Origin of the sequence: Phenylobacterium sp., from assembly GCF_031360265.1 — a bacterium.
Lineage (GTDB): Bacteria > Pseudomonadota > Alphaproteobacteria > Caulobacterales > Caulobacteraceae > Phenylobacterium.
This window is the reverse complement of sequence record NZ_JANMBF010000039.1, coordinates 1-25,697: the sequence shown is the minus strand read 5'-3', so window position 1 is coordinate 25,697 and position 25,697 is coordinate 1. Positions and strand designations below refer to the sequence as shown.

23 protein-coding genes are annotated in these 25,697 nt (G+C 69.5%); 5 read left to right on the top strand and 18 right to left on the bottom strand.

All coding sequences use genetic code 11. The features are described from left to right. The first annotated feature begins 44 nt into the window (after positions 1-44). Positions 45-515: an Lrp/AsnC ligand binding domain-containing protein gene (locus RMN86_RS03410; protein ID WP_309604425.1), complete on the top strand. Its 471-nt coding sequence runs from the start codon at positions 45-47 to the stop codon at positions 513-515. A 168-nt stretch (positions 516-683) separates the two neighbouring features. Here the strand turns inward: RMN86_RS03410 and RMN86_RS03405 are convergent, their stop codons facing one another. Together RMN86_RS03405 and RMN86_RS03400 are read right to left on the bottom strand one after the other, a co-directional pair. Then, on the bottom strand, positions 684-1,898 hold the full coding sequence (locus tag RMN86_RS03405; RefSeq protein ID WP_309604424.1) for an OmpA family protein: 1,215 nt from the start codon (positions 1,896-1,898) through the stop codon (positions 684-686). Positions 1,899-2,303: 405 nt separating this feature from the next. Further along, positions 2,304-4,097: a cation:proton antiporter gene (locus RMN86_RS03400; RefSeq protein WP_309604423.1), complete on the bottom strand. Its 1,794-nt coding sequence runs from the start codon at positions 4,095-4,097 to the stop codon at positions 2,304-2,306. A gap of 122 nt (positions 4,098-4,219) precedes the next feature. On the opposite strand from RMN86_RS03400, the gene RMN86_RS03395 reads away from it, so the two are divergent. After that, positions 4,220-4,732 carry a copper chaperone PCu(A)C gene (locus tag RMN86_RS03395; RefSeq protein ID WP_309604422.1) on the top strand — a complete coding sequence of 171 codons (513 nt, stop codon included), beginning with the start codon at positions 4,220-4,222 and terminating at the stop codon, positions 4,730-4,732. A gap of 320 nt (positions 4,733-5,052) precedes the next feature. On the opposite strand, the gene hisG is transcribed toward RMN86_RS03395, so the two are convergent. From hisG to RMN86_RS03360, 7 genes are all read right to left on the bottom strand, one after another. Beyond that, the gene (gene hisG, locus RMN86_RS03390; protein WP_309604421.1) at positions 5,053-6,003 is read right to left on the bottom strand and encodes an ATP phosphoribosyltransferase; all 951 of its coding nucleotides are present in this window, start codon (positions 6,001-6,003) and stop codon (positions 5,053-5,055) included. Continuing rightward, entirely contained in the window at positions 6,000-7,139 is a 1,140-nt protein-coding gene (locus RMN86_RS03385) for an ATP phosphoribosyltransferase regulatory subunit (RefSeq protein ID WP_309604420.1), read from the bottom strand. The genes hisG and RMN86_RS03385 overlap by 4 nt, the downstream gene beginning before the upstream one ends. Continuing rightward, positions 7,136-8,620 carry a histidine--tRNA ligase gene (gene hisS / locus RMN86_RS03380; protein ID WP_309604419.1) on the bottom strand — a complete coding sequence of 495 codons (1,485 nt, stop codon included), beginning with the start codon at positions 8,618-8,620 and terminating at the stop codon, positions 7,136-7,138. Before hisS ends, RMN86_RS03385 begins: the two co-directional genes overlap by 4 nt. A 304-nt stretch (positions 8,621-8,924) precedes the next feature. Further along, positions 8,925-9,671 (bottom strand): SDR family oxidoreductase, encoded by a 747-nt coding sequence (locus RMN86_RS03375; RefSeq protein WP_309604418.1) that lies wholly within the window; start codon positions 9,669-9,671, stop codon positions 8,925-8,927. Continuing rightward, positions 9,668-11,290: a glucose-6-phosphate isomerase gene (gene pgi, locus RMN86_RS03370; protein ID WP_309604417.1), complete on the bottom strand. Its 1,623-nt coding sequence runs from the start codon at positions 11,288-11,290 to the stop codon at positions 9,668-9,670. Before pgi ends, RMN86_RS03375 begins: the two co-directional genes overlap by 4 nt. Positions 11,291-11,302: 12 nt before the next feature. After that, a complete protein-coding gene (locus tag RMN86_RS03365; protein ID WP_309604416.1) occupies positions 11,303-11,935 on the bottom strand; it encodes a redoxin family protein in 633 nt (210 codons plus the stop codon). 12 nt (positions 11,936-11,947) lie between these two features. Continuing rightward, on the bottom strand, positions 11,948-14,041 hold the full coding sequence (locus RMN86_RS03360; RefSeq protein WP_309604415.1) for a protein-disulfide reductase DsbD domain-containing protein: 2,094 nt from the start codon (positions 14,039-14,041) through the stop codon (positions 11,948-11,950). Positions 14,042-14,180: 139 nt separating this feature from the next. On the opposite strand from RMN86_RS03360, the gene RMN86_RS03355 reads away from it, so the two are divergent. Continuing rightward, complete coding sequence (locus RMN86_RS03355) at positions 14,181-14,576, top strand: acyl dehydratase (protein WP_309604414.1); 396 nt, start codon at positions 14,181-14,183, stop codon at positions 14,574-14,576. Positions 14,577-14,687: 111 nt separating this feature from the next. On the opposite strand, the gene RMN86_RS03350 is transcribed toward RMN86_RS03355, so the two are convergent. After that, positions 14,688-15,476 carry a SapC family protein gene (locus RMN86_RS03350; protein ID WP_309604413.1) on the bottom strand — a complete coding sequence of 263 codons (789 nt, stop codon included), beginning with the start codon at positions 15,474-15,476 and terminating at the stop codon, positions 14,688-14,690. 203 nt (positions 15,477-15,679) lie between these two features. Here RMN86_RS03350 and RMN86_RS03345 point away from each other — a divergent pair, with 203 nt between their 5' ends. Together RMN86_RS03345 and RMN86_RS03340 are read left to right on the top strand one after the other, a co-directional pair. Then, a complete protein-coding gene (locus RMN86_RS03345; RefSeq protein WP_309604412.1) occupies positions 15,680-16,570 on the top strand; it encodes a MaoC/PaaZ C-terminal domain-containing protein in 891 nt (296 codons plus the stop codon). A 16-nt stretch (positions 16,571-16,586) separates the two neighbouring features. Then, complete coding sequence (locus RMN86_RS03340) at positions 16,587-17,357, top strand: phosphatase PAP2 family protein (protein ID WP_309604411.1); 771 nt, start codon at positions 16,587-16,589, stop codon at positions 17,355-17,357. A gap of 188 nt (positions 17,358-17,545) precedes the next feature. Here the strand turns inward: RMN86_RS03340 and RMN86_RS03335 are convergent, their stop codons facing one another. The 8 genes from RMN86_RS03335 to RMN86_RS03300 form a co-directional block, all read right to left on the bottom strand. Then, positions 17,546-18,073, bottom strand: a complete 528-nt coding sequence (locus RMN86_RS03335) for a GNAT family N-acetyltransferase (protein ID WP_309604410.1) — start codon at positions 18,071-18,073, stop codon at positions 17,546-17,548. Continuing rightward, positions 18,070-18,948 carry an N-carbamoylputrescine amidase gene (gene aguB, locus RMN86_RS03330; RefSeq protein ID WP_309604409.1) on the bottom strand — a complete coding sequence of 293 codons (879 nt, stop codon included), beginning with the start codon at positions 18,946-18,948 and terminating at the stop codon, positions 18,070-18,072. Before aguB ends, RMN86_RS03335 begins: the two co-directional genes overlap by 4 nt. Next, positions 18,945-19,943, bottom strand: a complete 999-nt coding sequence (locus tag RMN86_RS03325; protein ID WP_309604408.1) for an agmatine deiminase family protein — start codon at positions 19,941-19,943, stop codon at positions 18,945-18,947. Before RMN86_RS03325 ends, aguB begins: the two co-directional genes overlap by 4 nt. Positions 19,944-20,058: 115 nt before the next feature. Further along, on the bottom strand, positions 20,059-23,451 hold the full coding sequence (locus tag RMN86_RS03320) for a TonB-dependent receptor domain-containing protein (RefSeq protein ID WP_309604407.1): 3,393 nt from the start codon (positions 23,449-23,451) through the stop codon (positions 20,059-20,061). A 202-nt stretch (positions 23,452-23,653) separates the two neighbouring features. Continuing rightward, the gene (msrA, locus tag RMN86_RS03315; RefSeq protein ID WP_309604405.1) at positions 23,654-24,235 is read right to left on the bottom strand and encodes a peptide-methionine (S)-S-oxide reductase MsrA; all 582 of its coding nucleotides are present in this window, start codon (positions 24,233-24,235) and stop codon (positions 23,654-23,656) included. 65 nt (positions 24,236-24,300) lie between these two features. Next, positions 24,301-24,483: a hypothetical protein gene (locus tag RMN86_RS03310; protein WP_309604404.1), complete on the bottom strand. Its 183-nt coding sequence runs from the start codon at positions 24,481-24,483 to the stop codon at positions 24,301-24,303. A gap of 14 nt (positions 24,484-24,497) precedes the next feature. Beyond that, positions 24,498-25,142 carry a 3-oxoacid CoA-transferase subunit B gene (locus tag RMN86_RS03305; protein ID WP_309604440.1) on the bottom strand — a complete coding sequence of 215 codons (645 nt, stop codon included), beginning with the start codon at positions 25,140-25,142 and terminating at the stop codon, positions 24,498-24,500. Then, positions 25,139-25,697 (bottom strand): CoA transferase subunit A (locus RMN86_RS03300; protein WP_309604403.1); only part of this gene is annotated, 559 nt, incomplete at its 5' end. The genes RMN86_RS03305 and RMN86_RS03300, both read right to left, overlap by 4 nt.

Genomic DNA, 25,697 nt, shown 5'->3' with positions numbered 1-25,697 from the left:
GCTTTGGTCGATTTATTGCCCCGGAACATCGGAATATTACGAATATGGCGAATATCCTACGGCTCGACGATACGGATCGGCGGCTCCTGCGCGTGCTTCAGGCCGAAGGACGCATCAGCAACGGCGAGCTGGCCGAACGCTGCAGCTTGTCGGCCTCGGCCTGCTCCGACCGGGTCCGGCGCCTGCGGGAGAACGGCTATATCACCGGCTTCGCCGCGTTGCTCGATCCCGAGAAGGTCGGACGCGCCCTGCTGATCTTCGTCGAGGTGGTGCTGGATCGGACGACGCCAGAGGTGTTCGACACCTTCGCCGCCGCGGCGCGGCGCGCGCCTGATGTCCTGGAGTGCCACATGGTGGCCGGCGGCTTCGACTATCTCATCAAGGCCCGGGTTCGCGACTTCGCCGAGTACCGCAAGTTCCTTGGCGAGGTGCTGGTGCGGATCCCCGGCGTGCGCGAGACGCGGACCTATGCGGTGCTGGAAGAGGTCAAGTCGACCACACGCCTGCCGGTCTGACGGCGGATAGGCGTCCTCAGCGGAATCGACCTCGGGAACCATGGCCTAACGCTCACCTGCTCGCGCCCGCGAAGGGAGGGGCAGAGGCCGGGGAGACGGGTCAAACGCAAGGAGCCCGGCCTTTCGGCCGGGCTCCCGCATCTCATACCGATCGCTTGATGGTCGAAATCAGAAGTTGATGTCGATCGTCGAGCGGCGGTTCAGCGGTTCCTTCACGCCGTCGCCAGTGGCGACCGCCAGGTTGGTTTTACCCTTCCAGTCGACCGACAGGGCGGTCTGGGCGACGCCCATTCCGACCAGCGCGTCAGCCACGGCCTTGGCGCGACGTTCAGACAGGCGGAGGTTGTAGGCCGCCGAGCCTGAGGTGTCGGTGTACCCGACCACCACGACCTTGGTCGCATGGCCAGCCGAGGAGTAGTTCGCCGCTTCCTGCACCACCGTCTGGGCTTCCGGCGTCAGGACGTACTGATCGAACGGGAAGTAGACGATGAACTGCTTGGCCTCATAGGCCGGAGGCGGCGGAGGCGGAGGCGGAGGGGGCGGCGGCGGAGGGGGCGGCGGCGGGGGCGGGGGCGGGGGCGGCGGGGGAGGCGGCGGCGGCGGCGGTGCGAACGAGTAGCGCAGGCCGACCGTCAGCGAATTGTCCTCATACCGGCCCGAGAAGGCGCCGGGCTGAAGCGCGTGCGTGCCCACCGAGTTGAACGACGCGTCCGACCCGCCGAGGTAGCGGTAGGTCAGATCGACGTTCAGCCGATCCGTCGCCTTCCAGGCCACGCCTGCGATCAACTGGTAGGCGAAAACCGTGTCGCTGTCGTCGATGTGCAGGTTCTGGATCGGCGGGTTGGTGCTGCCGGGCGCGTTGACGACCACACCCGTGACATTCGAGAACTGGCCATCGGCGCTCATGGTCAGGTGGTTGATGCCGATGCCGGCGCCGACAAACGGGTCGAACTGCGCGCCGGGCAGAATATCATAGAGAACATTGCCCATCACGGTCCAGGTTTCGATCCTGCCCGAGGGGCTGCCGCAGTTCGGAGCCGCCGCGGTGCGGACGACGCCGGTGGTGCAGAGACCGGCAATGGCCTGGGACGCCCCGCCGCGAACGCTGTCGAGGTCACCGGGGCGGTAGCCGGCTTCCAGCTCAACGCGCCAGTGGTCGGTCAGCTGGTAGCCCAGACGGGCAAAGCCCGCCCAGTCGGCCTTTTGGTTGAAGTTCCAAACGTACTTCTTGCCGTCGGCGGCAAGGTTCGAAGAATCGGTCTCCATGCTCTGGGGCCAATGGTAGCCAAGATCGACGGCCCCATACCAGCCGACCTGCGCGGATGCGCCAGACGCGGTGAAAACCGCGGCCATCGCGGCCCCTGCCAGAAGTTTGAATTTCATATTCACAACCCTCTCATTGCCCTTAGCGCTGCGGCCAAGCGACCCAGCTATTCCTATAGCGACCCCGGGCCACCGCGTCAGTGTCACCGAAGCCACACTTCACTCGCAATGTCGTCAGCCGCACGAACCTTCGTCTCAACGCTATATGATTATTGCCTCGATGTTCAACGCCGCCGAAGAGATTGCAAAGTCTCGCAAAACCGGTTCGGCGATGGAAAGGTCAAGGGTCGCTCCGCGCGTCCCGCTCCGGGCAGGGCGATCGCTTGCCGACGCACTGGCATTCCGCGACATCCCCGCCTCCCTCACCTGCGCCCCGATGCGCTCAAGCCTCCAACGTGGCCGTGCGGCGTAGGTTCCCAAAAAGACCGCCCGCGGCGCATTTTTCTGACACCTTTCCGACCCGGTTCAGGCCCCGCCGCCGCCGCGCCGCGCCCGGGTGCGCCCGACCGGCGCATTGGGCCGGATCAGCGCCCGGCGGAATTGGTCGCGCCGCTCATGAATCGAGGCGATCACCAGTCCCATCGGCACGCCGATTTCGACCAGCAGCGCCTCGGAAAGCTGCAGGCTGGCTTCGACGGTCTCCGGCACCGCGTCGGTGGCGCCCAGGTCGTAGAGTCGCTGGGCGTGACGGGCGTCGCGGGCGCGCGCGACGATGGTGAGATCCGGGCGCAGACTGCGGGCGGCGGCGACGATCGCCTCGGCGCCGTCCGGATCATCCATGGTGACCACCAGGGCCAGGGCCTCGCCGAGGCCGCATCGCGCCAGGAAGTCAGATCGCCCCGCGTCGCCATAGAACAGGGTCTCGCCCTCGCGCCGGCCGGTCTGAACCAGCCTCGCGTCCTGTTCGACGGCCACCCAGGCGATCTCGTGGCGGCGCAGCATCTCGCCAACCAAATGGCCGACCCGCCCATAGCCGGCGATGAGCACCCGCGGCTCAAGGGGCGCGGCCCCCTCGGACTCGGCGAGGTCGGCGGGCGATAGGTTCCGGCCCCCGATCCTGGCGCCAAGGGCCGCCAGCAGCGGTATGGCGGTCATCGAAAGGGTCACCGCCACCAGCAACGCCTGGCCGGTGGTGCGATCCACCAGCCGCTGGTCCATGGCCTGACCTAGAATGACAAAGGCGAACTCCCCCGCGCCGGCGAGCAGCAGGGCGGTCTCGGCGGCCACGCGCGCCCGCAGGCGAAAGATGAGGGCCAGGGCGAAGACCACCGCGCCGTTGACGGCCGTCAGGCCGCAGGCCGCCCCCAGCACCAGCACCGGCCTGGCCAGCAGCAGGGGCACGTTCAGGCCGATGCCGACGGAGACGAAGAACAATCCGAGCAGCAGGCCCTTGAACGGTTCGATGGTGATCTCGACCTCATGCCGGAACTCGGTCTCGGCCAGCAGCAGGCCGGCGATGAAGGCGCCAAGCGCCATGGAAAGGCCGATGAGCGCGCTGACCAGGCCGGCGCCGATCACCACCAGCAGACAGGCGGCGACGAACAACTCCTCGCTCTTGGCGCGCGCCACCGAACGCAGCATCGGACGCAGCACCAGCCGGCCGGCGACGAACAGGGCGACGATCCCCAGCACCGCCGGCGCCAGCGCCCACAAGAGATCCGGGGTGAGCCGGGCCACGCCCCCGATCCTGGGAAGCGGACGGCCCAGCAGGGTCAGGGTGATCAGGATCGGCGCCACCGCCAGGTCCTGGAACAGCAGCACCGAGAAGGTTGTCCGCCCCGCGAGCGCGTGCTGCCGCTTCTGCTCGGTCAGGATCGGCATGACGATGGCGGTCGAGGACAGCGCCAGGGCCGCGCCGATGGCGATTGCGGCGCCCGCGGGCTGGCCCAGCGCCACCGCCGCGCCGGCGGTGATCGCCAGGCTGGCGGTCACCTGGGCGGCGCCCAGGCCGAAGACATATCGGCGCATCGCGCGCAGCCGCTCCCAGGAGAGCTCCAGCCCGATCATGAACAGCAGGAACACCACCCCGAACTCGGCCAGTTGTGCGACCTCGGCGGGATTGTCGATGGTCAGGGCCGACAGCCAGGGCGTCGCGCGCGCCAGCTTGCCCAGGCCGAAGGGGCCCAGCAGCACCCCCGCGCTGAGGAACCCCAGGATCGGCGAAAGCTTCCAGCGGCGGAACAGCGGCACGACCACGCCGGCGGTGGCCAGGAACAGGACCACGTCCTTGTAGGCGCCGGGCTGGACGTTGGCTTCCATTGGATCTCCACAACGGGACGACGACTATGGCGCCGCCGCGCCGGCTTGAGAAATCGCCGGATGGGACTATGAGAGCGGCGGCCCCGCGCAGAATCCGGCCGCGACGCCGAGGATCTCCCGCCATGACGCGCTGTTCCCCTGTCGCATGGATCGCCTTGGCGATCATCGCCGCGCCGCTCGCTGCGGCCGCCCACAGCGCGCCGACCCTTCAGGTCGGGCAGCCCTGGAGCCGCCCGACCGTCGCCGGCGCCAACGCGGTGGGTTATATGACCCTGGCGAACCATGGCCGGGCCGCCGACGCCCTGGTGCGGGTGGACAGCCCGCTGGCCGTCCGCGTCGAGATCCATGCCTCGTCCATGAGCGGCGGCGTCATGTCGATGCGCAAGCTGGACCGGATCGCCATTCCCGCCGGCGGCCAGGCAAGCTTCGCCCCCGGCGCCTATCACCTGATGCTGGTCGGCGTGAACCGGACGCTGGTGGTCGGCGACGTGATCCCGGCGACCCTCAGCTTCGCCAGCGGCGCCCGGCTCAAGGTCGCCTTCAAGGTCGGCGTCGGTCCCCTGCCCGACCACGATCAGGCCATGTCAGGTCGCGCCATGCCCGCCATGCCCGGCATGGATCACACGCCACACTGAGCCGACGGATCATCTGTCCGCGGCCGCCGCGGCGGCGCCCGATATTTTTGTCAGTCCCGTCTAAATTATCATCGGGCAAAAAATTAGCCCGCTGCGGGGGATAGTCGCAGCGGGCCTATTTTTGAGCAGTCGCTCTGGTAAGAGCGGGCGTTTCCTCCCCGAAACGCCGGAGACCTCCGGACTTGCGCCGTTGTATCTCTCGCGACGGGAAGAAACTGGAATTTTCTGCCCAAGTCAACGCCTCGCCGGGCGTTTCTCGGCATGGTGCGATCAGTTTTCCGCGATCACGGGAAAATTTACACCGTCTTTTGACGCACTCGTCAGAGAACGTGGTGTTTCAACGCCGCAAAGGCTGGGCACACCACGTCGAAGACGAATCTGGGATGGGCGACGGTCACCGGGCCCAGGCCGGCGCGCGTCAGGGCCTCGGCGGCCGCGGCGGCGTGGTCGGCGTCGATCAGCAGGCCGTGTGGGTGGCGCGAGGCGCCGGCCGCAGTGAGCGCATCCAGGACCTCCGCCTCGGCGGAGGTTCCAGCGGCGGGCCAGGACAAGGTCGCGCTGGTCAGCGCCGCGGCGCGCGCTTCCACTGCGCGCAGCAACCGCTCCGCCGCCGCCAGCTGCGCCGGGCTCCAGCCGGCCGTGAGGCTTGCAGCCAGTTGCGCCTGGCTTTTCAGGATCAGGCCGTCGGACAGCACCTTCAACCCGTTGGCCGCCAGGGTCGCGCCGGTGGTGGTGATGTCGACCACCAGTTCCGCCGCCCCCGCCGCAGGCGCGCCCTCGGTGGCCCCGCCCGATTCGGTGATCCGGTAGTCCGCGACCCCATGGCGGGCGAAGAACCCGCGCGTCTGCACCAGATATTTGGTCGCCACGCGCAGGCGCCGGCCGGTGCGCGCCAGGTAGTCGTGCGCGACGTCCTCCAGGTCGGCCATGGTCTCCACATCGAGCCAGCTCCTGGGCGCCGCCACCACCAGATCGGCGCGGCCGAAGCCCAGGGGTCGCAGCAACAGCACCCGGCTCTCCAGGTGTCCGCCCTCGCGCAGCAGGTCCTCGCCGGTGACGCCCAGGTGCGCCTGGCCTGACCCCAGGGCGTCGGCGATGTCGGCGGCCGAGAGCAACCGCACCTGAGCGCCCGGCAGGCTCTTCAGGCTCGCCAGATACCCCCGTGCGCCGCCGCTGACCGCCAGGTCCAGCCCGCAGTCGGCCAACCAGGCCTCGACCTGCTCCTTCAACCGCCCCTTCGACGGCACGGCGATGATCAGGTCGCCGCTCATGCCTCGCCTCCCGCAAAGGCGCGCCAGGGCCGCACGACACAGCCCACGGCTCCAGCCGCCGCCGCGCCGCCCAACCGCGCCAGAAGCCCGTCATATCGCCCGCCCGAGGCCACCGGCCGGTCCGCGCCGAGCGCGGCGCTGCGCACCTCGAAGGTCAGTCCGTCGTAGTAGTCGAAGGCGTGGCCAAGCGCCGGCGAGAACCGCATCCGCTCCGCCGGGACCTCCGCCAACCGCGCCAGCCGGGCGTCCCAGTCGGCCAGCGCCCCCTCCAGCGTCCCATTCCGCGCCCGGGTCTTGCCGGCCAGCGCGCGCACCTGTCTCAGGCCCGCCGCCGGCGCATCGCAAATCGCCAGAAAGGCGTGGATCGCCGCGGCCTGCGCGTGCGTCAGGGCCGGTGCGCTGGCCGCCTGCGCGCGCCGCACCAGGCGCTGGGCGATCTCGCCGGGTCCGCGCCCACCGACCGGCTCGACGCCCGCCAGCACCCAGACCTCTTCCAGCATCGCCGCGGCCTGGGATTGCGAGAGCCCGGCCAAAGTCGTCGCGAGCTGTCCGCCCTGCGTCGGCGCCACGCTCTCGCCGGCCCGCGCCAGCTCGGCGTTCAGCAGCCGCGGCCGGCCCGCCACGCGCTTCAGCCGCGCCGCCAGGGTCGCGGGCAGCGCCAACGATTCAACGAAGGCCGAAAACAAGCCGATGTCGCCCAGCCACAGCGTCAGGTCGTCGCGGCCGCCGGCCGCAGCCGCGCGCCAGGCCAGGCTGGCGATCTCGCCGTCGGCCTGCGCCGTCGGCCCGCCCGGGGGCGCGAACAATTCGACGCCCAGCTGGACGAATTCCTCCGGCCGGTCGCCGCCCGGCGAGGCGCGGAACGCCGGGCCCTCGTAGCTGTAGCGCCCCGCCCCGGCGCCGCGCGCGACGTGTCGGCGGGCGACGGCGACCGTGAAGTCGGGCCGCAGGCACGCCTCCTCCCCGCCGTCGGCCTGCACCACAAAGAGCCTGGCCCGCATCGCCTCGCCCGCCAGGTCGAGCAGCAGGTTCAGGGGCTGCAGGATCGGCGCGTCGACCGGCTCGGCGCCCGCCGTGGCCAGAGCGCCACGGATCGCGGCCAGCGCCTGGGCCGGAACCGGCGGCTCGACCCTCACGCCCCGGCTCCGGCCGGCGGCGTCTCGACGATCCTGCGGACCGCCGCCACCAGCTCGGCCTTTGGCACGGTCATCTGGCCTGGACGCTCGGCCCGCCAGGCGGCGTTGTCGACCACACCGGAGGCGAGCTCGCGGCCCAGGTCCAGGTCCTTCAGTGTCACCGTGCCGGCGGCGAACTCCTCGCCGCCGATGATCACCGCGACAGGCGACAGCCGGCGGTCGGCGTATTTCATCTGTGGCCGCATGCCCGAGGTCCCGAGATAGACCTCCGCGGCGATCCCGGCGGCGCGCAGGTCTCCGACCACCGCGAAATAGTCAGCCATCCGCGTCTGGTCGAGCACCAGCACCACCACCGGCCCGCGCGCATCGGCCGCCAGGTCGCGCCCGGCCGCCCTCAGCGCCGCCGCCAGACGGGTCACTCCGAACGAGAACCCCGTGGCCGGGGTCCGCTCGCCGGTGAACCGCGCCACCAGGTCGTCATAGCGCCCACCGCCGCCGATCGAGCCGAACCGGACGGTCTGGCCCCGGTCATCCGTCGTTGGCAGCAACAGGTCGGCCTCGAAGACCGCGCCGGTATAGTATTCCAGGCCCCGGACCACCGACGGATCGAACGCCGCCCGCTCGGCGCCGACGCCGAGGCCGGTCAGCGCGGCGTCGATGGCGGACAGCTCGGCAAGCCCTTCATCGCCCTCGGCCGACCCTCCGATCACGGACGATAGCCTGTCCAGTGTCTCGCCGCGCCCGCCTGCCGCCGCGCCGGTGAAGGCCAGCACCCGTTCCGCCGCCGATCCGGTCAACCCGGCGCCCTTGGTGAAATCGCCGGACTCGTCCTTGCGGCCCTCACCCAGCAACAGGCGCACGCCGTCGGGCCCCAGTCGGTCCAGCTTGTCGACGGCGCGCAGCACCGCCAGTTTCTGGCCCTCGCTGGTGACGCCGGCGGCGGTCATCAGGCCGTTCAGCAGCTTGCGATTGTTGATCTTCACCACCGCCGCCCCGGCCGGCAGCCCCGCGGCCTGGAGGCCCTCGACCGCCATGGCGATGATCTCGGCGTCGGCCTCGGGGCGGGCCGAGCCCACCGTGTCAGCGTCGCACTGGACAAATTCGCGGTAACGCCCGGGCCCCGGCTTCTCATTGCGCCACACCGGCCCGAACGCGTAGCGGCGGAAGGGCTTTGGCAGGGTCGCCCAGTTCTGCGCGGCGAAGCGGGCGAGCGGGGCGGTCAGGTCGTAGCGCAGCGCCATCCACTGCTCGTCATCGTCGGTGAGCGCGAAGACGCCCTCGTTCGGACGATCCGCGTCCGGCAGGAACTTGCCCAGCGCGTCGGCATATTCGAACGCCCCGGTGTCCAGCGCTTCGAAGCCGTAGCGCTCATAGACCTCGGCGACGGCGGCCAGGATCTTCCGCTCGGCGGTCAGGTCGCGGGCGCGTCGGTCGATGAAACCGCGCGGGGATCGGGCGTCGGGGCGGGGCGCGTCGGTCATGGGCTCGCGCTTAGCGGTTGCCGCCCCCTTACTCAAGGAAGCAGGGGCGCTCAAGGGAGGAAGGGTGTCCATCGTCTACGTCCTTGGAGAAGGGAGGCGACGGACGGAGCTGAAATCGGTTGAGCCCCGTCCGCTGGAAGCGGGGCTCGGAGAGGGTGCGCTAGGCCAAGCGATCCCAAGCCGAACCCGCGAAGGTCGGATGGTGAGGGCTGCGGTGATGCGCGAAACCGCTCATGGGGAGGGGCCTATAGACGAGCTCTGCCAACAAAACCACAGCAGATGGAGCGTGGGCGCTCAGCTAGCCCTAGCCGATGACCCCCGTCCCGCCGGTGGCGGCGATCACCTGGCCCTGGATGAACTCGGCCTCGGGGCTCAGCAGATATTCCACCAGGGAGGCGTAGTCGCTGTCGCGGCTGGGGCGGCCGGAGGGGTTGGACCGCGCCGCGCGCTCCACCGCCGCGGTCGCCGCCTCTTCGCTGCCCAGCATCGAGGCCACCGAGGTGGTGTGCACCAGGCCCGGCGCCACGCCGTTGATCCGCACCCCGCGCGGCGCGAGCTCGGCCACCAGGTAGCGGACGATGGCCTCGGCCAGCGCCTTGCCGACCCCGAGCGCGCCATAGTTCGGCGAGGGGATCCGCGCGCCCATGCTGGTAATGAACACCACGCCGGAGCCCCGGCTCAGCAGGTGCTGGGCGGCATGCACCAGATAGAGCAGCGACAGCCCGTTGGTCTCCACCGCCTGGCGGAACTTCGTCAGGTCCGCGCCCAGCAGGGTGGTCGGATAGATCATCGCGGCCGAATGGACGATGTGGGTCAGCCCGTGACCCTGCCGCACAATGCCGGCGATCAGCGCGGCCGAGCCCTCCAGAGTCCCGACGTCGGCCTTGATCGCCGTGGCGTCCCCGCCGGCCACGGAAACCTCGGCGATGGCGGCTTCGGCGGCGGCGGCGTCGCTGTGATAGGCCAGCACGATCCGCCCATGGCGCGACGCCAGCCGCTTGGCGATCGCCAGGCCTATGCCCTTGGTTCCGCCGGTGACGAGGACGGTCATGATCTATCTTTCAGCTTGGCGATGAGGTTCGCTGTCGAGGGATCGTGCGCGCTCGCGGGTCCGCCCTCAAGCTCGCCCAGCACCCGGGCCGCCAGGCTCTTGCCCAGCTCGACGCCCCACTGGTCGAAGCTGTTGATCCCCCAGAGTACGCCCTCGACGAAGGTCTTGTGCTCGTAGAGCGCCAGCAAGGCTCCCAGGCGTTCCGGGGTCAGCCGGTCGATCAGGATGAAGGCCGAGGGCCGGTCGCCGGGAAAGGTGCGCTGCGCCGCCTGGGCGTCGATCTCGGCGGGGGCTAGTCCCTTGCTGGCAAGCTCGGCGCGCACCTCGCTCTCGGCGCGGCCCACCATCAGCGCCTCGGCCTGGGCCACGGCGTTGGCCAGCAGGATGGACTGCGCCGCGGGGTCGCCTTCGGAGGCGTCGCGGACGGCGATGATGTCGGCGGGGATGATCTCGGTCCCTTGGTGCATCAGCTGGAAGAAGGCGTGCTGGACGTTGGTCCCCGCGTCGCCGAACACCGCCGCGGCCGTGGGATGGGCGACGGGGCGGCCGTCGGCCGTCACCCGCTTGCCGTTCGACTCCATCTCCAGCTGCTGGAGGAAGTTGGCGAGCAGACGCAGGCGCTGGGCATAGGGCACCATCGCGCGCACCGGCCGGCCCATGCCGTTGCGGTTGAAGATATGCGCCAGCGCCAGCAGCACCGGCGCATTTGCCGCCAGCGGCGCGGAGCGGAAATGGTCGTCCATGGCCGCCGCGCCGGCCAGCAGGGCCTCGAACGCCGCGCCGCCCAGGCCGATCGCGCTGGACAGCCCCACCGCCGACCACAGCGAATAGCGCCCGCCGACCCAGTCGCGGAAGCCGAACACCCGGTCTTGCGGAACCCCGAAGGCGCGGGCGGCGTCCGGCGCCGCCGAGACCGCCACCAGATGGGCGTCGCCGCCCCCGCCCAGGCTGGCGCGCAGCCAGGCCCGCGCCGCCTGGGCGTTGGTCATGGTCTCCTGGGTGGTGAAGGTCTTGGAGACCACGACCACCAGGGTCTCGGCGGGGTCGAGGCCGGCCAGGGCGAACGTGATCTCCGCGGGATCGACATTGGCCACGAAGCGCAGGTCGATGGTCGGCGCCACCGGCCGCAGCGCCTCCCAGACCAGCCGGGGGCCGAAGTCCGACCCGCCGATGCCGATGTGGAGCACCGAGCGATAGGGCTGTCCCGTCGCGCCCCGCAGCGCGCCGGACCGGATGGCCTCGGCGAAAGCCGCCATCCTGTCGCGCATGGCGTCGATCTCGGCCGACACCGGCGCGCCCTCAGCCCTGAAGTCGGATCCCTTGGGCGCGCGCAGCGCCATGTGCAGGGCGGCGCGGCCTTCCGAACGGTTGACGACGGCGCCGGCGAACTGCCGGTCGCGCGCGGCCTCGACGCCGCCCCGGCGCGCAAGGTCGAGGCAGACGGCCAGGTCGTCCAGGGACCAAGGCTGTTTGCTCAGGTCCAGGTCGAGGCCCGCGGCGGCGACGCAGAGCCGCGAAAGCCGGTCGGGCTCGGACCCGAACAGGCCCGCGATGCGGCGGCCCTGGGCGGCGGCGCCCGCCGCGGTCAGCCGGCCCCAGGCCGCTTCGATCCCTGACAAGCGCTGCGTCTCCTAAGGTACGGCGGTCGCGGAAGCATACCGCACGCTGCAGCCATAGGGCGCGCTGACCGGTTCGGCCACCGACCGCCCGGCCTTCAGGTCGGCCAGCGCGGCGGCCACGTAGGCCTTGGCGCCCTTCAGGCTCGCGGGATCGGCATAGGGCCGGTCGTCGATGCCGCCCATGTAGGCGATGCGGCCCGCCCGATCGACGACGAACATGTGCGGCGTGGTCCTCGCGCCATAGGTCCGACCGATCGTGCCTGCGCCGTCGAGCAGGATCGCCGTGGCGTGCGAACCCACCCTGACGCGCCAGGCGCGCGCCAAGGCCGGCGTGAAATAGCCCTCGCGGCCCTTCGCCGAGGACGACACGGTCAGCCAGACGACGCCGTCCCGCACCGCCGCCTTCTGCAGCGCCTGCATGGTTCCCGACCCATAGTGCTTGCGGCTGTAGGGACAGTCGCTGGAGGTCCACTCCAGCACCACGATCTTGCCGGCGAACTCGGCCAGCGTGCGTTCATGGCCGTCGGCGTCCAGGGTCCGAAAAGCCGGCGCCGGCGCCCCCAGCACCGCCGCGGCGCGCGCCCGCGTTGCGCCGCCCAGCGCAAGCGCTGCGGCGAGAACCAGGCGGCGCGAAATGGCGGTCAACGGAGCGTTCTCCTACCTCTTGTCGGCGGCCTCCACCGCCTTGACCACGATATCCGGCGTCAGGATCGAGGGCAGGATAGCGCCCTCTCCCCGGCCCGAGCCATAGACCAGATAGAGCGGCACGCCGGCCCGGCCGTGGCTGGCCAGGTCCGCGGCGATGGTCGCGTCGCGCTTGGTCCAGTCGGCCTTCAGATAGGCGACCTTGTGGCGGGCGAAGGCGCTGGCGACCTGGTGCGTGGACAGCGCCACCTTGTCATTGACCTGGCAGGAGACGCACCACGCCGCCGTATAGTTGACGAACACCGGCCGCCCCTCGGCTCGCAGCGCCTCCAGCCGCGCGGGGCTGTAGGGCTCCGATCGCAGCTCGGCGGCCTTGTTCTGCGGCCAGACGACCAGCGCCAGGGCCAGGCCCGCGGCGAGGCCCGCGGCCAGGGTCAGGGACAGCGCCTTGTCGCCCGCCGCCGCGCGGCGCTGGGCGAGGCCCGCGAGCCAGGCGGCCAGGCCCACCAGCACCGCCCCGGCGAACAGCCTGGCCAGGTCCTCGGCGCCGGCCTGCTGGGCCAGCACCCAGGCGAGCCAGGCCGCCGCGGCGTACATCGGGAAGGCCAGCGCCTTGCGGAACAGCTCCATCCACGGCCCCGGACGCGGCAGCCGCGACAGCAGGCCGGGCGCAAAGGCCACCAGCACAAACGGCAGCGCAAAGCCGACGCCCAGCGCCAGGAAGACCGTCAGGGCGGCGACCGGCGTCTGGGTCAGGGCCCAGCCGAGCGCCGGACCCATGAACGGCGCGGTGCAGGGGGCCGCGACGATCACGGCGAGCGCGCCGGTGAAGAAGGCCCCGGCCAACCCGCCCCGGCTGGCCAGGCCCGCGCCGGCGCCCTGCAACGACGTCCCCAGCTCGAACAGGCCCGACAGGTTCAGCGCCACCGCCAGCATGAGCAGCGCCAGCACCGCCACCACCGGCGGCGACTGCAGCTGGAACCCCCAGCCGACCGCCGAGCCGGCGGCCTTCAAGGCGATCAGCCCGCCGGCCAGCGCCAGGAAGGTGGCGACAGCGCCTGCCCCGAAGGCCAGGCCGTGCCGGTGGGCTACGGTCCGCTCGCTGCCGCCATGGCCGACCAGGGATGCGGCCTTCATCGCCAGGATCGGGAAGACGCAGGGCATCAGATTGAGGATCAGACCGCCCAGGAAGGCGAAGAGCGCCGCCGCGGCGAGCCCCAGATCCGTCGCCCCGGCGGACCGGGCGGGCGGCGGACCGAGCCCAGACGCGCCAGGCGGGAGCGTTCCCGCGGTGGCGGCGATCTCGTAGGCATGGCCACCCACCGCCAGCACGCCCGCCAGGCTGGCCGGCGTCTTGCCGCCCTGGAAGGCGTAACCGGGCGCCAGCGTCAGGGTCAGCCCCTCAGGCCCGCGCTCGATGACCTGAGGCCTGGCGTGATCGATCACCGTGGAGTCGAACGGATAGAAATAGGCTCCGGCCATATCCGCGCCTTTGAGGCCCGGGCCGGTGACCGCCAGCGAGACTCCGGCCGGCCGCGCCTGGAAGACGGCCGCCAGGCCGGCGGGTCTTGGCGCCGCGGCCAGGGCTGTGGCGATCGCCCGGCCCCACCTGGGGTCCTCCGCCGCGCCGGTCGCCGTCACCGGCAGGTCGAGGGTGAGCGTGCTGTCCTCCGGCACGCAGACCTCGGCGCAGACCAGCAGCGAGACCTGGGCTCTCAGCGTCACCTTCTCGCCGGGCCTGGCGTTGGCCGGCGCGGTCAGCGGCGTCGCCAGCAGGACGTCATCCTCGTAGCCATAGTTCATCAGGGGTCCGACCGGGATGCGGCGCGGCGCCGGCCAGATGATCTCGCCCGCCCGCCAGCCGGCCGGCAGATCCCAGGTGATCCGCGTCGGCTCGCCGGAGTCGCCGGAATTGCGCCAGTAGGTGTGCCAGCCTTTCTGGATCTTTTGATGCAGAGCGACATGGAGGGTCTCGCCGGGCGCGACGCCCTGGCGGTCGGCGACCAGCTCGGTGGCCACGTGGCGGGCCGGCTGCGCGCCCGCAACAACGGTGGCCCCAAGGCTCATCGCCAGGGTCAGGATCAGGCCTGCCAGAAATCGCATCATCGCCTCGCCAGCGGCCCACCCCACTGCGGCGCTATATGGCCCGCCTTGGCGAGCGCGCAAAGCCGGGCTCGACTTGTGCGGCGGCGCACGGCCATCATCGGCCCGTCCGCCCCCCCGCGGACCAAGAGGATCCCTGATCGTGCCAGCGCCATTCGACGACATCCAGATCGGCCAGGTGGTTTCGCTGGGCGCCGCGGCCGTGGAGCCCGGGACGCTGCTGGCGTTCGTCACCGCCTTCGCCCCCGGCTGGGCCGTGGAGCGCGGGGCGCCCGACGCCATGGTCTACGCCATTTGGGCCAAGCTCGACGCGATCGCCCACACCGACTGGCCGCAGACCAAGCGCCTGGGCGTCGACGCCCTGCGCTGGGTGCGCAATCCACCCGCCGGCGAACTGCTGCGCGGCCGCATGACGGTGATGGCCAAGGACCCGGTCGGCGAGGGCAAGGGCATCATCATCGCCCAGCACGACCTCCTCGATGAGGCCGGCCGGCTGGTCTTTTCCTGCCTGACGCGAAGCGTCTTCGCGCGCGCCTAGACCCTGTCCCGGCTGACTTGGATCAAGTCAGCCGGGAAGGAACAGGGTCGTCGCTTATATCTGGAGCCCTTCTCCTCCACTCAGGTCGAGCCAACCTGAGCGGGAAGGGCTCTAGCTGTTCGCCGCGACCGGGGCCTGTTGTTGGGCTCGGGTCAGGGCCACGGCCACCAGCCGGTCCCAGCCGACCAGCGACAGCAGGTGGGCATAGATCTGGGCGAGCGCGCCGTTGTCGCGGATCTCCACCAGCTTGTCGGCGGGCAGCTTGTTGAGCTTTTCCTCGGAGACCCCGAAATATTCGGCGATCTGCTGCGGCTCGCCCGCCGCGCCGTCGGCATTCATCGGGGTGAAGTGGGCGGTCTTGGCCTCGAACAGATCCAGGTCCTTGAGCAGCTGAACAAAGCTCATGGTGCGCTGCCGCTCGATCTCGAAGTTGTTGCAGAAATCGATGCAGCCCTTGGTGTAGGCGCTGGGCTCGGTTCCCTCGAAGAACGGCATGTCGCCGCCCTCGACGATGAACTCGGCCGCGCGGTCGATGCACAGAACCATCTGCTTGCTGGCTTCGTCGTTGGCGAACACGAAGGGGTAGCGGCGGATATAGGCCGGGACATAGACGCCCGGCTCGAACAGGCCGTCGGCGCGCAGGAACATGTTTTCCCCGGCGTTCAGGCCCATCACGGCGATCGGCATCCTGTCGTCGCCGACGAAGATGATCGGCCCGGTCACCGCGGCCAGCGGGAACTCGCCCACGGTCAGCGGCACGGCGTGGCCGGCCCTGGCGAAGCCGAACGGGCCGTCCATGCGCTTGACGCCCAGCTTGCCGTGCATTTCCGGCGAGAGCGGCTCGGGCTTGGAGTAGAAGAGGACGTTGCCGGTGATGCCCGGCTGGCCGATGGTCGTCATGGAGCGCCTTCGAGGAACGAGGAGGGTGGCGGCGCGGAAAGCGGTCCGCGCGAGAAGTCGCCGCTTCTAGCCGATCAGGCCCCACCCCGCAAACTGGGCCCCGAAGGCGCCCTGCAAACCCTTGCGCCAGCCTCGGCGAGGCGCTTCAATCCGCCGCATAATCGACCGGCCGCCAGAGCCACCCGCATTTCGGAGGACGCCTCTTGCCCATCTTCTATCCGGACATCCTGGACCAGACCACCGCGGCGCGAACCTTCACCTATGGCGACAAGGACGTGATGCTCTATGCGCTGGGCGTCGGCATGAGCCACGATCCGATGGACGAGCGCGAACTGGCGTTCACCTACGAAAAGGACCTCAAGGTGATCCCCACCGCGGCCACGGTGCTCGCCTCGGGCCTGGGCCGCCCGGCGCGCGGCGCCGAGCCGGCCGCCCAGAAACCGGGGCATCGCCAAAGCGTGATCAACTACCTGATGGTGGTGCACGGCGAGCAGAAGGTCGAGCTGCACAGGCCACTGCCGACCTCGGGAACCTTCACCGCCCAGGGCCGCACGATCGGCGCCTACGACAAGGGCAAGGACAAGGGCGCGGTGATCGTCAACGAGACCGTCTGGACCGACGAGGCCGGCGAGAAGGTCGCCACCCTGACCGGCTCGACCTTCGCGCGCGGCGACGGGGGGTTCGGCGGCCCGTCCGAGGGCCAGCCCGAGCCGCATGCGATTCCCGACCGCAAGCCCGACCTGTCGGTGGATATACCGACGCGGGAGGACCAGGCCCTGCTCTACCGGTTGAACGGCGATCGCAACCCGCTGCATTCCGACCCGGACTCGGCCAGGCGGTCGGGCTTCCCGCGGCCGATCCTGCATGGCCTGTGCACCTACGGCATCACCTGTCGCGCGGTGCTGCAGGCGATAACCGGCTTTGATCCCGACCAGATCCTCAGCCACCAGGCGCGCTTCTCGGCGCCGGTGTTTCCGGGCGACACCATCACCGTGGACCTCTGGAAAGACCGCGGCGTCATCTCCTTCGAGGCCCGGGTCAAGGCGCGGGACGCCAAGGTGATCAGGAACGGCAAGACCGTCCTGCGCGCCTGACGCCCCCGGAGGCCCTTTGACCCGGCCCGTCGCCTTTGCCGCCGCCGCGGCTGTGCTGACGCTCGGCGCGGCGCCGCTTGCGCCCGTGGCCGATCCGTCCCTGGCCCATCCGGTCGCCACGCGGCTGACCGGCTATCTGCGACCCGACGCCCTGGACGGCAAGACCATCCTGGGCCCGCCGCCGGCGATCGACAGCCCCGAAGACAAGGCCGACCGGGCGGCCTATCAGGCGACCCGTGCGCTGGAGGGCTCCCCCCGGTGGAAACAGGCCCAGCAGGACAACGACCTGTGGACCGGCGGCGCGCAGCGGCGGCTCACCTGCGCCATGGGACGCGATCTGGCCGCCAGGAGCCTGGCCGGGACGCGACGGCTGCTGCACCGGGTCGAGCTTGACGTGCACACCGTCGGCACGCCGCCCAAGGACTTCTATGGCCGCCTGCGCCCACCGATCGGCGACAGCCAGCCGCTCTGCGTGCCCCGCGGTCCCTGGCTGCAGACCAACGCCTCCTACCCCTCCGGCCATGCCATGACCGGCTGGGCCTGGGCGCTGATCCTGGCGGAGATCGCGCCCGCCAAGGCCAGCGCCCTGATGGTCGCCGGCCGCGAGATCGGGCAGAGCCGGGTGGTCTGCGGGGTGCATTTCCCCAGCGACGTCGCCGCCGGCCGCGACCTGGGCGCCGCCATGGTCGCCCGCCTGCACGCCGACCGCGCCTTCCAGGCCGACCTCAGGGCGGCGAAGCTTGAGCTGGCGAAGGCGCCGCAACCGCGCGACTGCCCGTCCGCCTAGGTTGAGGACCCATATCCCTTTGCTCGTCATGGCCCGGCTTGTCCGGGCCACCTATGATCTCCGCCTCGATCAGTAAGGAGCCGGCGGCGGCGTCCCGTTCAATCTTCATCGCGGAGACCATGGGTCGCCCGGACGAGCCGGGCGATGACGTTCCATAATGAATTCAATATCCTGTAAGGGTGTTGAGTCTAACGCCGGAGCGCATAGACCACGTGCCGCCGCAGCGGATGGTCGGCGGCAAGCCTCGGATGATTGAAGTCGCGCCACGGCTCAGGCGTCATCCCGATGCGCCGCATGACGGCCTGGGACCTGAGGTTCGTAAGCGCAGTGATCGCCACTACCTCGGGCGGCTTCAGCTCGGCGAAAGCCCAGTCCACCGCGCCTTGCGCCGCCTCGCTCGCATAGCCGTGGCCCCAGTTCGCCGGTGACAGACGCCAGCCGACCTCGACGGCCGGTCCCGGCGGCATGTCCGCCGACATGGCGAGCAATCCGGCCATGCCGACGATCACGCCGTCCGCCTTGCGTTCGACCGTCCAGAACCCGAAGCCATGCTCGGTGATGTGGGCCAGAACGCGGTCGATCATCGCGTCGTTTTGCTCTGACGTCAGGGTCGATCCCAGCCAATCGCCCACCCGTCGATCGCCATTCATCGCTGCCAATGCCATGCGGTCGCGATCCTCCGGAGGCCGCAGGATGAGACGCTCGGTCTCGATCAAGCGGGCCGGCCCTCAGTCAGCGCGCCATACAGATCCGGCCGGCGGTCGCGGAAGAAGCCCCAGGCGGCGCGGTGGACGCTAAGGAAGTCCAGATCGAACGCGGCCACCAGCGCGCCTTCGTCCTCGCGTCCGAACGCGGCGACCAGGTCGCCCCGATGGTCGGCGATGAAGCTGGAGCCATAGAACTGCTGGCCGCCGTTCGGATAGCCCTCCCAGGGCTCGAACCCCGTGCGGTTGGCGCCCACGACGGGGATCACGTTGGAGACCGCGTGGCCCTGCATCGCGCGCCGCCAGGGCGCGGCGGTGTCCAGCGTCGCGTCGTGCGGCTCCGAGCCGATCGCGGTGGGATAGAGCAGCACCTCGGCCCCCATCAGCGCCATCGCCCGCGCGCATTCGGGATACCACTGGTCCCAGCAGATGCCGACGCCCAGCCGGCCGAACCGCGTGTCCCAGACCCGGAACCCGGTGTCGCCGGGGCGGAAATAGTACTTTTCCATATAGCCCGGCCCGTCGGGGATATGGCTCTTGCGATAGACGCCGAGCAGGCTCCCGTCGGCGTCGGCCATCACCAGGCTGTTGAAATAGTGCGGCCCCTCGCGCTCGAAGATCGAGATCGGCAGGACGACACCCAGCTCCTGAGCCAGCGGCGCCAGCGCGGTGACGCACGGATGCTCGCGCCACGGATGGGCCTGGCGGAACCACCGCTCCTCCTGGGCGACGCAGAAATAGGGACCCTGGAACAGCTCCGGCGGCAGGATCACCTGGGCGCCCCGGCCCGCGGCCTCGCGGATCAGCTCGGCCACGCGGGCGATGTTGGCCGCCAGGTCGAGGCTAAAGGGCGCCTGCAGCGCGGCGACGGTGACCTTGCGGCTCATCCGGCGGGCTCCTGCTGGGTGATGCAGTGGAACGAACCCCCGCCGCTGAGGATCGCGGTCGAGGGCAGGCCGATCACGGTGCGGCCGGGGAACAGCTGCTCCAGCGCCTGCACCGCGAAGGCCCCCGGGCGGTCCTCGTAGATCGGCGCGATGACAGCCCCGTTGGCGATCAGGAAGTTCATGTGGCTGGCCGGGGCCGCGGCGCCCTGGCCGTCGTCGATCCAGCCGGGCGAGGCAATGCGCACGACCCGCAGCCGCCTGCCCGCCGCATCGGTCATCGCCGCCAGCCGGCGCGCGGCGTCGTCATAGGCCTGGGCGTTCGGATCGCCGCGCCCCCAGGCCACCGGGCAGGCGACGACGCCGGGCGCCACGAACCGCGCCAGGTTGTCCACATGACCGTCCGTGTGGTCATGGGCCAGGCCCTCCCCCAGCCACAGCACCTTGCGCGCGCCCAGCGCCTCGGCCAGCGCCGCCTCGGCCAGCGCTTCCGTCCAGCCGGGGTTGCGATTGGGGTTCAGCAGGCACTGACCGGTGGTCAGCACCGTGCCCTCACCGTCGTGATCGACCGCCCCGCCTTCGAGGATGAAGTCGTGGGCGACCCGGGGCGCGCCGGCCGCCGCGGCGATCTGACCGGCCACCGTGTCATCGTGCTCCAGCGCGTACTTGCCGCCCCAGCCGTTGAACCGGAAGCCTTGCGCGCGCCCGTCCGACGTGAAGATCGGGCCGGTGTCGCGCAGCCAGATGTCGCCGAAGGCCCCCGCGACGATCTCCACCCCCGCCACGTCGCCGAGCAAGGCCCGCGCGTCCGCCTCGCCCCGCACCGAGCCGGTCATCAGCCGCACACGCTCCGCGCCCGGTCCGGCCAGCGCGCGCGCCAGGGCCGCGACCTCGGCCTGGGCTGGCGCGAGATTGTCCTCCCAGAGGTCAGCATGGCTGGGGAAGCCCAGCCACATCGCCCGGTGGGCCGCCCATTCGGCGGGAACGGAAAAGCGCATCGCAACCTCGAAACGAAGAGCCGCGCCAGATGGGGCCGGCCTGTTCCTGCGTCAAGCGCCCAAGCAAAGGGGCGGCCCGTCGCCGGGCCGCCCCTGTCCTAGTCAGCGCCCGCGATCAGAACTCGTAGCGCAGGCTGATCTGCGCGTACCAGAGCGACAGGCCGGAGTTGCGCGCCTTGGAAACCGAGGTCGGCACATTGGAGTAGAGATATCCCGCGCAGACCGGATTGGCGCTTGGCGCCGAGGTGGAGGTGGTCGCAACCCCGGCGGCGTCGGTGCATTGCACCCGGGCGAGCTGGATATTCGAGGTCCCCGCCGGGTCGACGTACTCGGCGACCTGACCCCAGTTGCTGTTGAGCAGGTTCAGAACGTTGCGAATATCGGCCTGAATGCGGAACTTGTGACCCGATATAAAGCTCGGGAGTTGCTGACTGATCGACAGATCCAGGCGATTAACAGCCGCGTTGTCGTTCGAATACTTATCAACCAGGCCGACGGGCAGTTTGAAATTGGTCACGTGGCGCTTGAAATTGTCCAGGTTCGCCTGGCTCGAGAAGGTCACGATCCCCACTCTCAGCGGGTTCGCCGGATTGATCGGGGCGTTGAAGTCCGGGACGTAGAGCGCCTGCGCGGTTCGGGTCACCCCGAAGACCTGGCTGCGCCCGCTGGCCGCGTCGGACATGGTGAAGCCGTAAGGCCGCCCGTCCTGGCGTTCCGCGAACAGCGCGACGCGGGTTTCATTGTCCCCGAAGAAGTTGTGGTGGTAGCCGAACTCGGCCTTGTAGCGGTTGGGGATTTCGTAGACCGAGCGACCCAGGAAGTCGTGGTTTGGATCGAGACCCGCGGGAACCGAGTTGTAGAGCGAGCCGGCGGTCGTGCCGAAGAACAGGCCGGCCGTCAGGTCGCGGACCTGCTGGCGAGCGTAGCCGAAGCTGAAATCTCCGCCCCAGTCCCAGGACTTCGAGATCGAGACAGATGCGGTGTAGGACCGCCCCTTGCTGCTGGTTCCCTCGATGATGTCGTTGCCGCCGTTGGGGGTGGCGCCGCCATTGGAATTCTTGCCGGGAACCGCGCCGAGGCCATCGTAGCGGATCCGCCCGTCCGGCAGGAACTGCGGGACGCCATTGATGATCAGCTGCTGGGCTCGCGCATCGTAGAAGGTGAGATCGTGCTGCACCTTGGTGGCGACCAGGTCGGCCGCCAGACGCCACCCGTCCCAGACTTCCCATTGGCCCGACAGGAAGGCCTTCCACTGAGCGGGCATCTGATAGGTCGGCGACAGGGCGATCACCGATCCCGTCGGTGAGATCTGCGGCGCGCCCGTCAGCGTGCCCTGCTGCAGCTGCTGGACGAGGCTTGGAATCTGGTAGCCGAAATTCGGGTCGCTGGCGAGATTGTCCAGCGCGGCCGAACCGATGGCCTGGCTGAAGCCGGGCGTGTTGAAGTTGTCGGTAAAGCCCGCCGCGCCCGCCCCGCGCCGGATGTCGATCTGGGTGGTCTTGTAGCCGGTGTTGTAGAAGGGAGAGCCGGTCAGCACGTCGGGCGTGCCCCCCGAAAACAGGCCAAGGCCGCCGCTGATCTTCAGGTTGGGCGTCGCCCGCCATTCCGCCGAGACGCGCGGCATGACCACGTGCAGGCCATCGATGGTCTTGTTGTTTGAAAAACCCTGCCGCGCGACGAAGTTGGGGTTGGTGAGCGGCTTGTCAGGATAGTCATAGGAATCGATCCGCACCCCGGCCGCGACCTTGAGGTCGTCGGTGACCTGCAAGGTGTCCTGGGCGAAGCCGGAATAGACCCAATAGGTGGTGGCGAAGCCCGCGTCCTTCGGATTGCCGGTAATCGAATTCTGATATTGCAGTTCGCTGGCCCGGCCGGCGGTGAAATCGGCCAGGGAGTCGAAATAATAGATGCCGTGCGACTGGTTGACGAACAGGTCGAGCGGCTGCGCCCGGCGGGCCTGGACCCCGAACTTGAACAGGTGCTGCGACATCGAATACTCGCCGGTCAGCTGGAACCGCAGCTCCTTTTCGCCGAGCGAATTGGCGTGGCGGAACTGGTCGGGCCCGAAATTGACCTGATCAAAGCTGCTCGGGCAGCTCAGCGGCGTGGAGTCCGAGGTCGGTGCGGTGCAGACCCGCACATCGGCGTAGTTCTGGCCGCTCGGCGGCGTCTGCATATCGACGAAGGTCCGGGTCGTGGCCTTGAAGAAGGTCGAGAAGCGATCCGTCCATTTGGAATGCAGCTCGAACGTCGCGGCCTTGTCGCTGTCGAATTTTGTGTAGTTCTGCGAGTCCAGCTGGATCGTCGTAATGCCGAGCGCCGGGCGCAGGACGTTGGAGGATTCCGCGTAGCGATAGCTCAGGCTGGCCCGCTGGCCGTCGGTGATGTTCCAGTCCAGCTTGATCGAATATTTCTTGTCCAGGACCGGTGTGGTGGCCGACACGCCGCCCGGATTGAACTTGCTGGCGTATCTGGAATTGTAGGCGTTGACGACGGAATCCAGCGTGGCCTGGGTGCCGTTGTTGAGGAACGTGTTCGGCGCGCCGGAACCGGCAACGCCGAACTGGGTCACGTCGGAGGTGGTGTAGGTCTCATACGACGCGGCGAAGAACACGTGATCGCGCCAGATCGGCCCCGAGAGAAAGGCGCCGTAGTTGGTCTGCGAGATCGGGGATTTGATCCGGTTGCCCTCGATCTTGGTGCCGACTAGGCCGTCGTTCAGGTAGTTGTCGAAGATCGCCCCGTGGAAGGTGTTTCCGCCGGAGCGCAGCGCCAGGTTCAGGGCGCCGCCGACAAAATCGCCATTTTCGACGTCGGTCGGCACCGCGGCCACCGCGAACTGTTCGATGGCGTCGAGGTTTATCGGGCCGCGGGCGGTGGTCAGGCCCCCTTGGTTCAGGCCGAACTGATCCTGCGCCGACACGCCGTCAACGGCGATCCGATTGTAGCGGGGATTGGAGCCGGCGATGGAGATGCCGCCGCCGTTGACGCCAAGCCGCGCCCCGCTGTTCAGGTCCGCGGCCACCAGCATGTCGCGCCGGGCCAGGTCGCGGGGGTCGCGGTTGACGCTGACCACCTCCTGGATGGCCAGCCGATTGAGCACGGTCTTCGGACCCTGGTCTGAGTCCTTGATGCCGGCGGCGGTGATGACGACTTCCTCGACCTCGTTGGCGCCAGTCATGTCGATATTGATGTCGGTGGTCTTGCCGACCTCGAGGAACACGCCGTTCAACACGCGCGGCGGCAGGCCCTTGCTGGTGGCGGTCACCGTGTAGGGACCGCCGATCCGCAGGCCGCGGGCGTCGAATCCGCCGCCGGCTTCGGTCGCCGTTATGGCGCGCGTCCCGGAGGGGGTGTGCAGCAGCACGACCGAGGCGCCGGCCACGGGCTTTCCGCCAACGGTGACCGTGCCGTGGACGGCCGAGGTGGTTTCCTGCGCGTGCGCCGCGCTCGCCAGCATCAGGACCGCCAGCGATGCGCCGGCGGTCAGCCTCGTTGTTCCCGTCATGATAGATCCCCTCTGGTGGCGCCCGGACCGTCGCCCGGACGGCGCCGCTGCCTTGATTTCGCCCTATAGCGTGGAAATCGCCGGTTTGGGTGACGGTTTTGCTACGCGCAGGCCCGGTCGGGCGCGGACGCCGCAAGGTGTGGCGCCGGCGCCATTGCGCCGGGCGCCGGAAGGGATCTGAGGAGGCCGCGAGGGCCGCGCCTCAGCCCTTGCCCCAGATCGTCCGCAGCGCCCGGTCACGCCCGCAGCCGACGCGATAGGCCATATAGTTCACTGGGTTCTTGTCGGCGTAGTGCTGGTGATAGGTCTCACCCATCCAGAAGGTCGTCGGACCCAGGACCAGAGTCCTGACGTTGGTTCCCAGCTGCTTGCCGATCTGCGCCTTGACCTGCTCGGCCTGGGCTTTCTCGGCGGCGTCGGCGGCGAACACCGCCGTGCGATAGGAGGGCCCCTGGTCGCAGATCTGGCCGTTCGGGTCGGTCGGGTCGATGTGGTGGAAGAAGGCGTTGACCAGCTGCGGATAGCTGATCACAGCCGGGTCATAGGTCACCCGGATGGATTCCAGGTAGCCCTCGTGGTTCTCGTAGGACGGGGTCCTGCCCGTGCCGCCGGCATAGCCCACCACCACGTCCCTGACGCCGGGCGTGTGCTCGATGTCGTGCTGGGCCGACCAGAAACAGCCCCCAGCGAAGACCGCGGTCTTAAGGGCGCCCGCGGCGGCCGGCGCGGCGTTGGCGATCAGCATGGCCGTGACGGCGATGGTCGCGAAGAGACGGGTTTTCATGGCGTTCTCGTGCAGGTGGCCAGGGAGGTGGATCAGCCTCATATACGATGCCTAGACGCGAGCGGTTACAAGGCCATCGAAGCGCGGCGCGCTGTGCGCAATCCCTTTTCTTGTGACGTCATGGCCGGCTCGTCCGGGCCAGCCATGATCTCCGTGCTGGAAGGATCGGAATCCGGAGGCGCCGGGGCGCTCTGATCGTCACCGCCGAGATCATGGGTCACCCGGACAAGCCGGGTGATGACGAGCATTGGAAGCCGCCAACCTAGGCGAGCGCGACCTCGAAGGTCGCCTCGGTCTTGGCCTTGACCTCGTCGAGGGTGACGCCGGGCGCCATCTCCAGCAATCTGAGCGGCGCCTTGCCGCGGGCGACGTCGAAGACGCCCAGTTCGGTGACCACCAGGTCGACCACCGCCAACCCGGTGAGCGGCAGCGTGCAGGCCGCAACCAGCTTGGAGGCTCCCGATTTCTCGGTGTGCTCCATCACCACCACCACGCGCTTGACGCCGGCTACCAGGTCCATGGCCCCGCCCATGCCCTTGACCATCTTGCCGGGCACCATCCAGTTGGCCAGGTCGCCGTTGGCCGCCACCTGCATGGCGCCCAGAACGCTGAGGTCGATGTGCCCGCCGCGGATCATCGCGAAGCTGTCGGCGCTGGAGAAATAGGACGAGGACGCCAGCTCGGTGATCGTCTGCTTGCCGGCATTGACCAGGTCGGCGTCGATCTCGTCCTCATAGGGGAACGGCCCCATGCCCAGCATGCCGTTCTCGCTCTGCAGGGTCACCTGCACGCCTGCGGGTATGTAGTTGGCCACCAGCGTGGGGATGCCGATCCCCAGGTTCACGTAGAAGCCGTCGCGCAGCTCCATCGCGGCGCGCGCGGCGATCTGTTCGCGGGTCCACATCAGGTGTTGGCCTTTTCGCGCGGCCGGGTGGTGGCCTGTTCGATGCGTTTTTCGAAATGCGCGCCCTTGAAGATCTGATCCACATAGATGCCGGGGGTGTGGATGTTGTCCTTGTCGAGCTGGCCGGTGACCACCAGCTCCTCGACCTCGACGACGGTGACCTTGGCGGCGGTGGCCATCATCGGGTTGAAGTTCCGCGCCGTGCGGCGATAGACGAGGTTGCCCTCGTGATCGCCCATCCACGCCTTGACGATGGCAAGGTCGGCGGTCAGCCCGCGCTCCATCACATACATTTCGCCGTCGAATTCGCGGACTTCCTTGCCCTCGGCCACCAGGGTGCCGACCCCGGTCTTGGTGAAGAAGGCCGGGATGCCCGCCCCGCCGGCCCGGATGCGCTCGGCCAGGGTGCCCTGGGGGTTGAACTCCAGCTCCAGCTTGCCGGAGAGGTAAAGCTCGGCGAACAGCTTGTTCTCGCCCACATAGCTGGAGATCATCTTCTTGATCTGGCCGCCGGCCAGCAGGATGCCCAGTCCGAAGTCGTCGATCCCGCAGTTGTTG

Excerpts from the sequence above, each read along its gene's own strand:
- RMN86_RS03350 (WP_309604413.1), bottom strand. The coding sequence starts at position 15,476 with ATGACGACCATCGGCCAGCCGGGCATCACCGGCAACGTCCTCTTCTAC.
- RMN86_RS03360 (WP_309604415.1), bottom strand. The coding sequence starts at position 14,041 with ATGATGCGATTTCTGGCAGGCCTGATCCTGACCCTGGCGATGAGCCTT.
- aguB (WP_309604409.1), bottom strand. The coding sequence starts at position 18,948 with ATGAGCCGCAAGGTCACCGTCGCCGCGCTGCAGGCGCCCTTTAGCCTC.
- RMN86_RS03320 (WP_309604407.1), bottom strand. The coding sequence starts at position 23,451 with ATGACGGGAACAACGAGGCTGACCGCCGGCGCATCGCTGGCGGTCCTG.
- RMN86_RS03325 (WP_309604408.1), bottom strand. The coding sequence starts at position 19,943 with ATGCGCTTTTCCGTTCCCGCCGAATGGGCGGCCCACCGGGCGATGTGG.
- msrA (WP_309604405.1), bottom strand. The coding sequence starts at position 24,235 with ATGAAAACCCGTCTCTTCGCGACCATCGCCGTCACGGCCATGCTGATC.
- RMN86_RS03400 (WP_309604423.1), bottom strand. The coding sequence starts at position 4,097 with ATGGAAGCCAACGTCCAGCCCGGCGCCTACAAGGACGTGGTCCTGTTC.
- hisS (WP_309604419.1), bottom strand. The coding sequence starts at position 8,620 with ATGACCGACGCGCCCCGCCCCGACGCCCGATCCCCGCGCGGTTTCATC.
- RMN86_RS03395 (WP_309604422.1), top strand. The coding sequence starts at position 4,220 with ATGACGCGCTGTTCCCCTGTCGCATGGATCGCCTTGGCGATCATCGCC.
- RMN86_RS03410 (WP_309604425.1), top strand. The coding sequence starts at position 45 with ATGGCGAATATCCTACGGCTCGACGATACGGATCGGCGGCTCCTGCGC.
- RMN86_RS03310 (WP_309604404.1), bottom strand. The coding sequence starts at position 24,483 with ATGCTCGTCATCACCCGGCTTGTCCGGGTGACCCATGATCTCGGCGGT.
- hisG (WP_309604421.1), bottom strand. The coding sequence starts at position 6,003 with ATGAGCGGCGACCTGATCATCGCCGTGCCGTCGAAGGGGCGGTTGAAG.
- RMN86_RS03375 (WP_309604418.1), bottom strand. The coding sequence starts at position 9,671 with ATGACCGTCCTCGTCACCGGCGGAACCAAGGGCATAGGCCTGGCGATC.
- RMN86_RS03405 (WP_309604424.1), bottom strand. The coding sequence starts at position 1,898 with ATGAAATTCAAACTTCTGGCAGGGGCCGCGATGGCCGCGGTTTTCACC.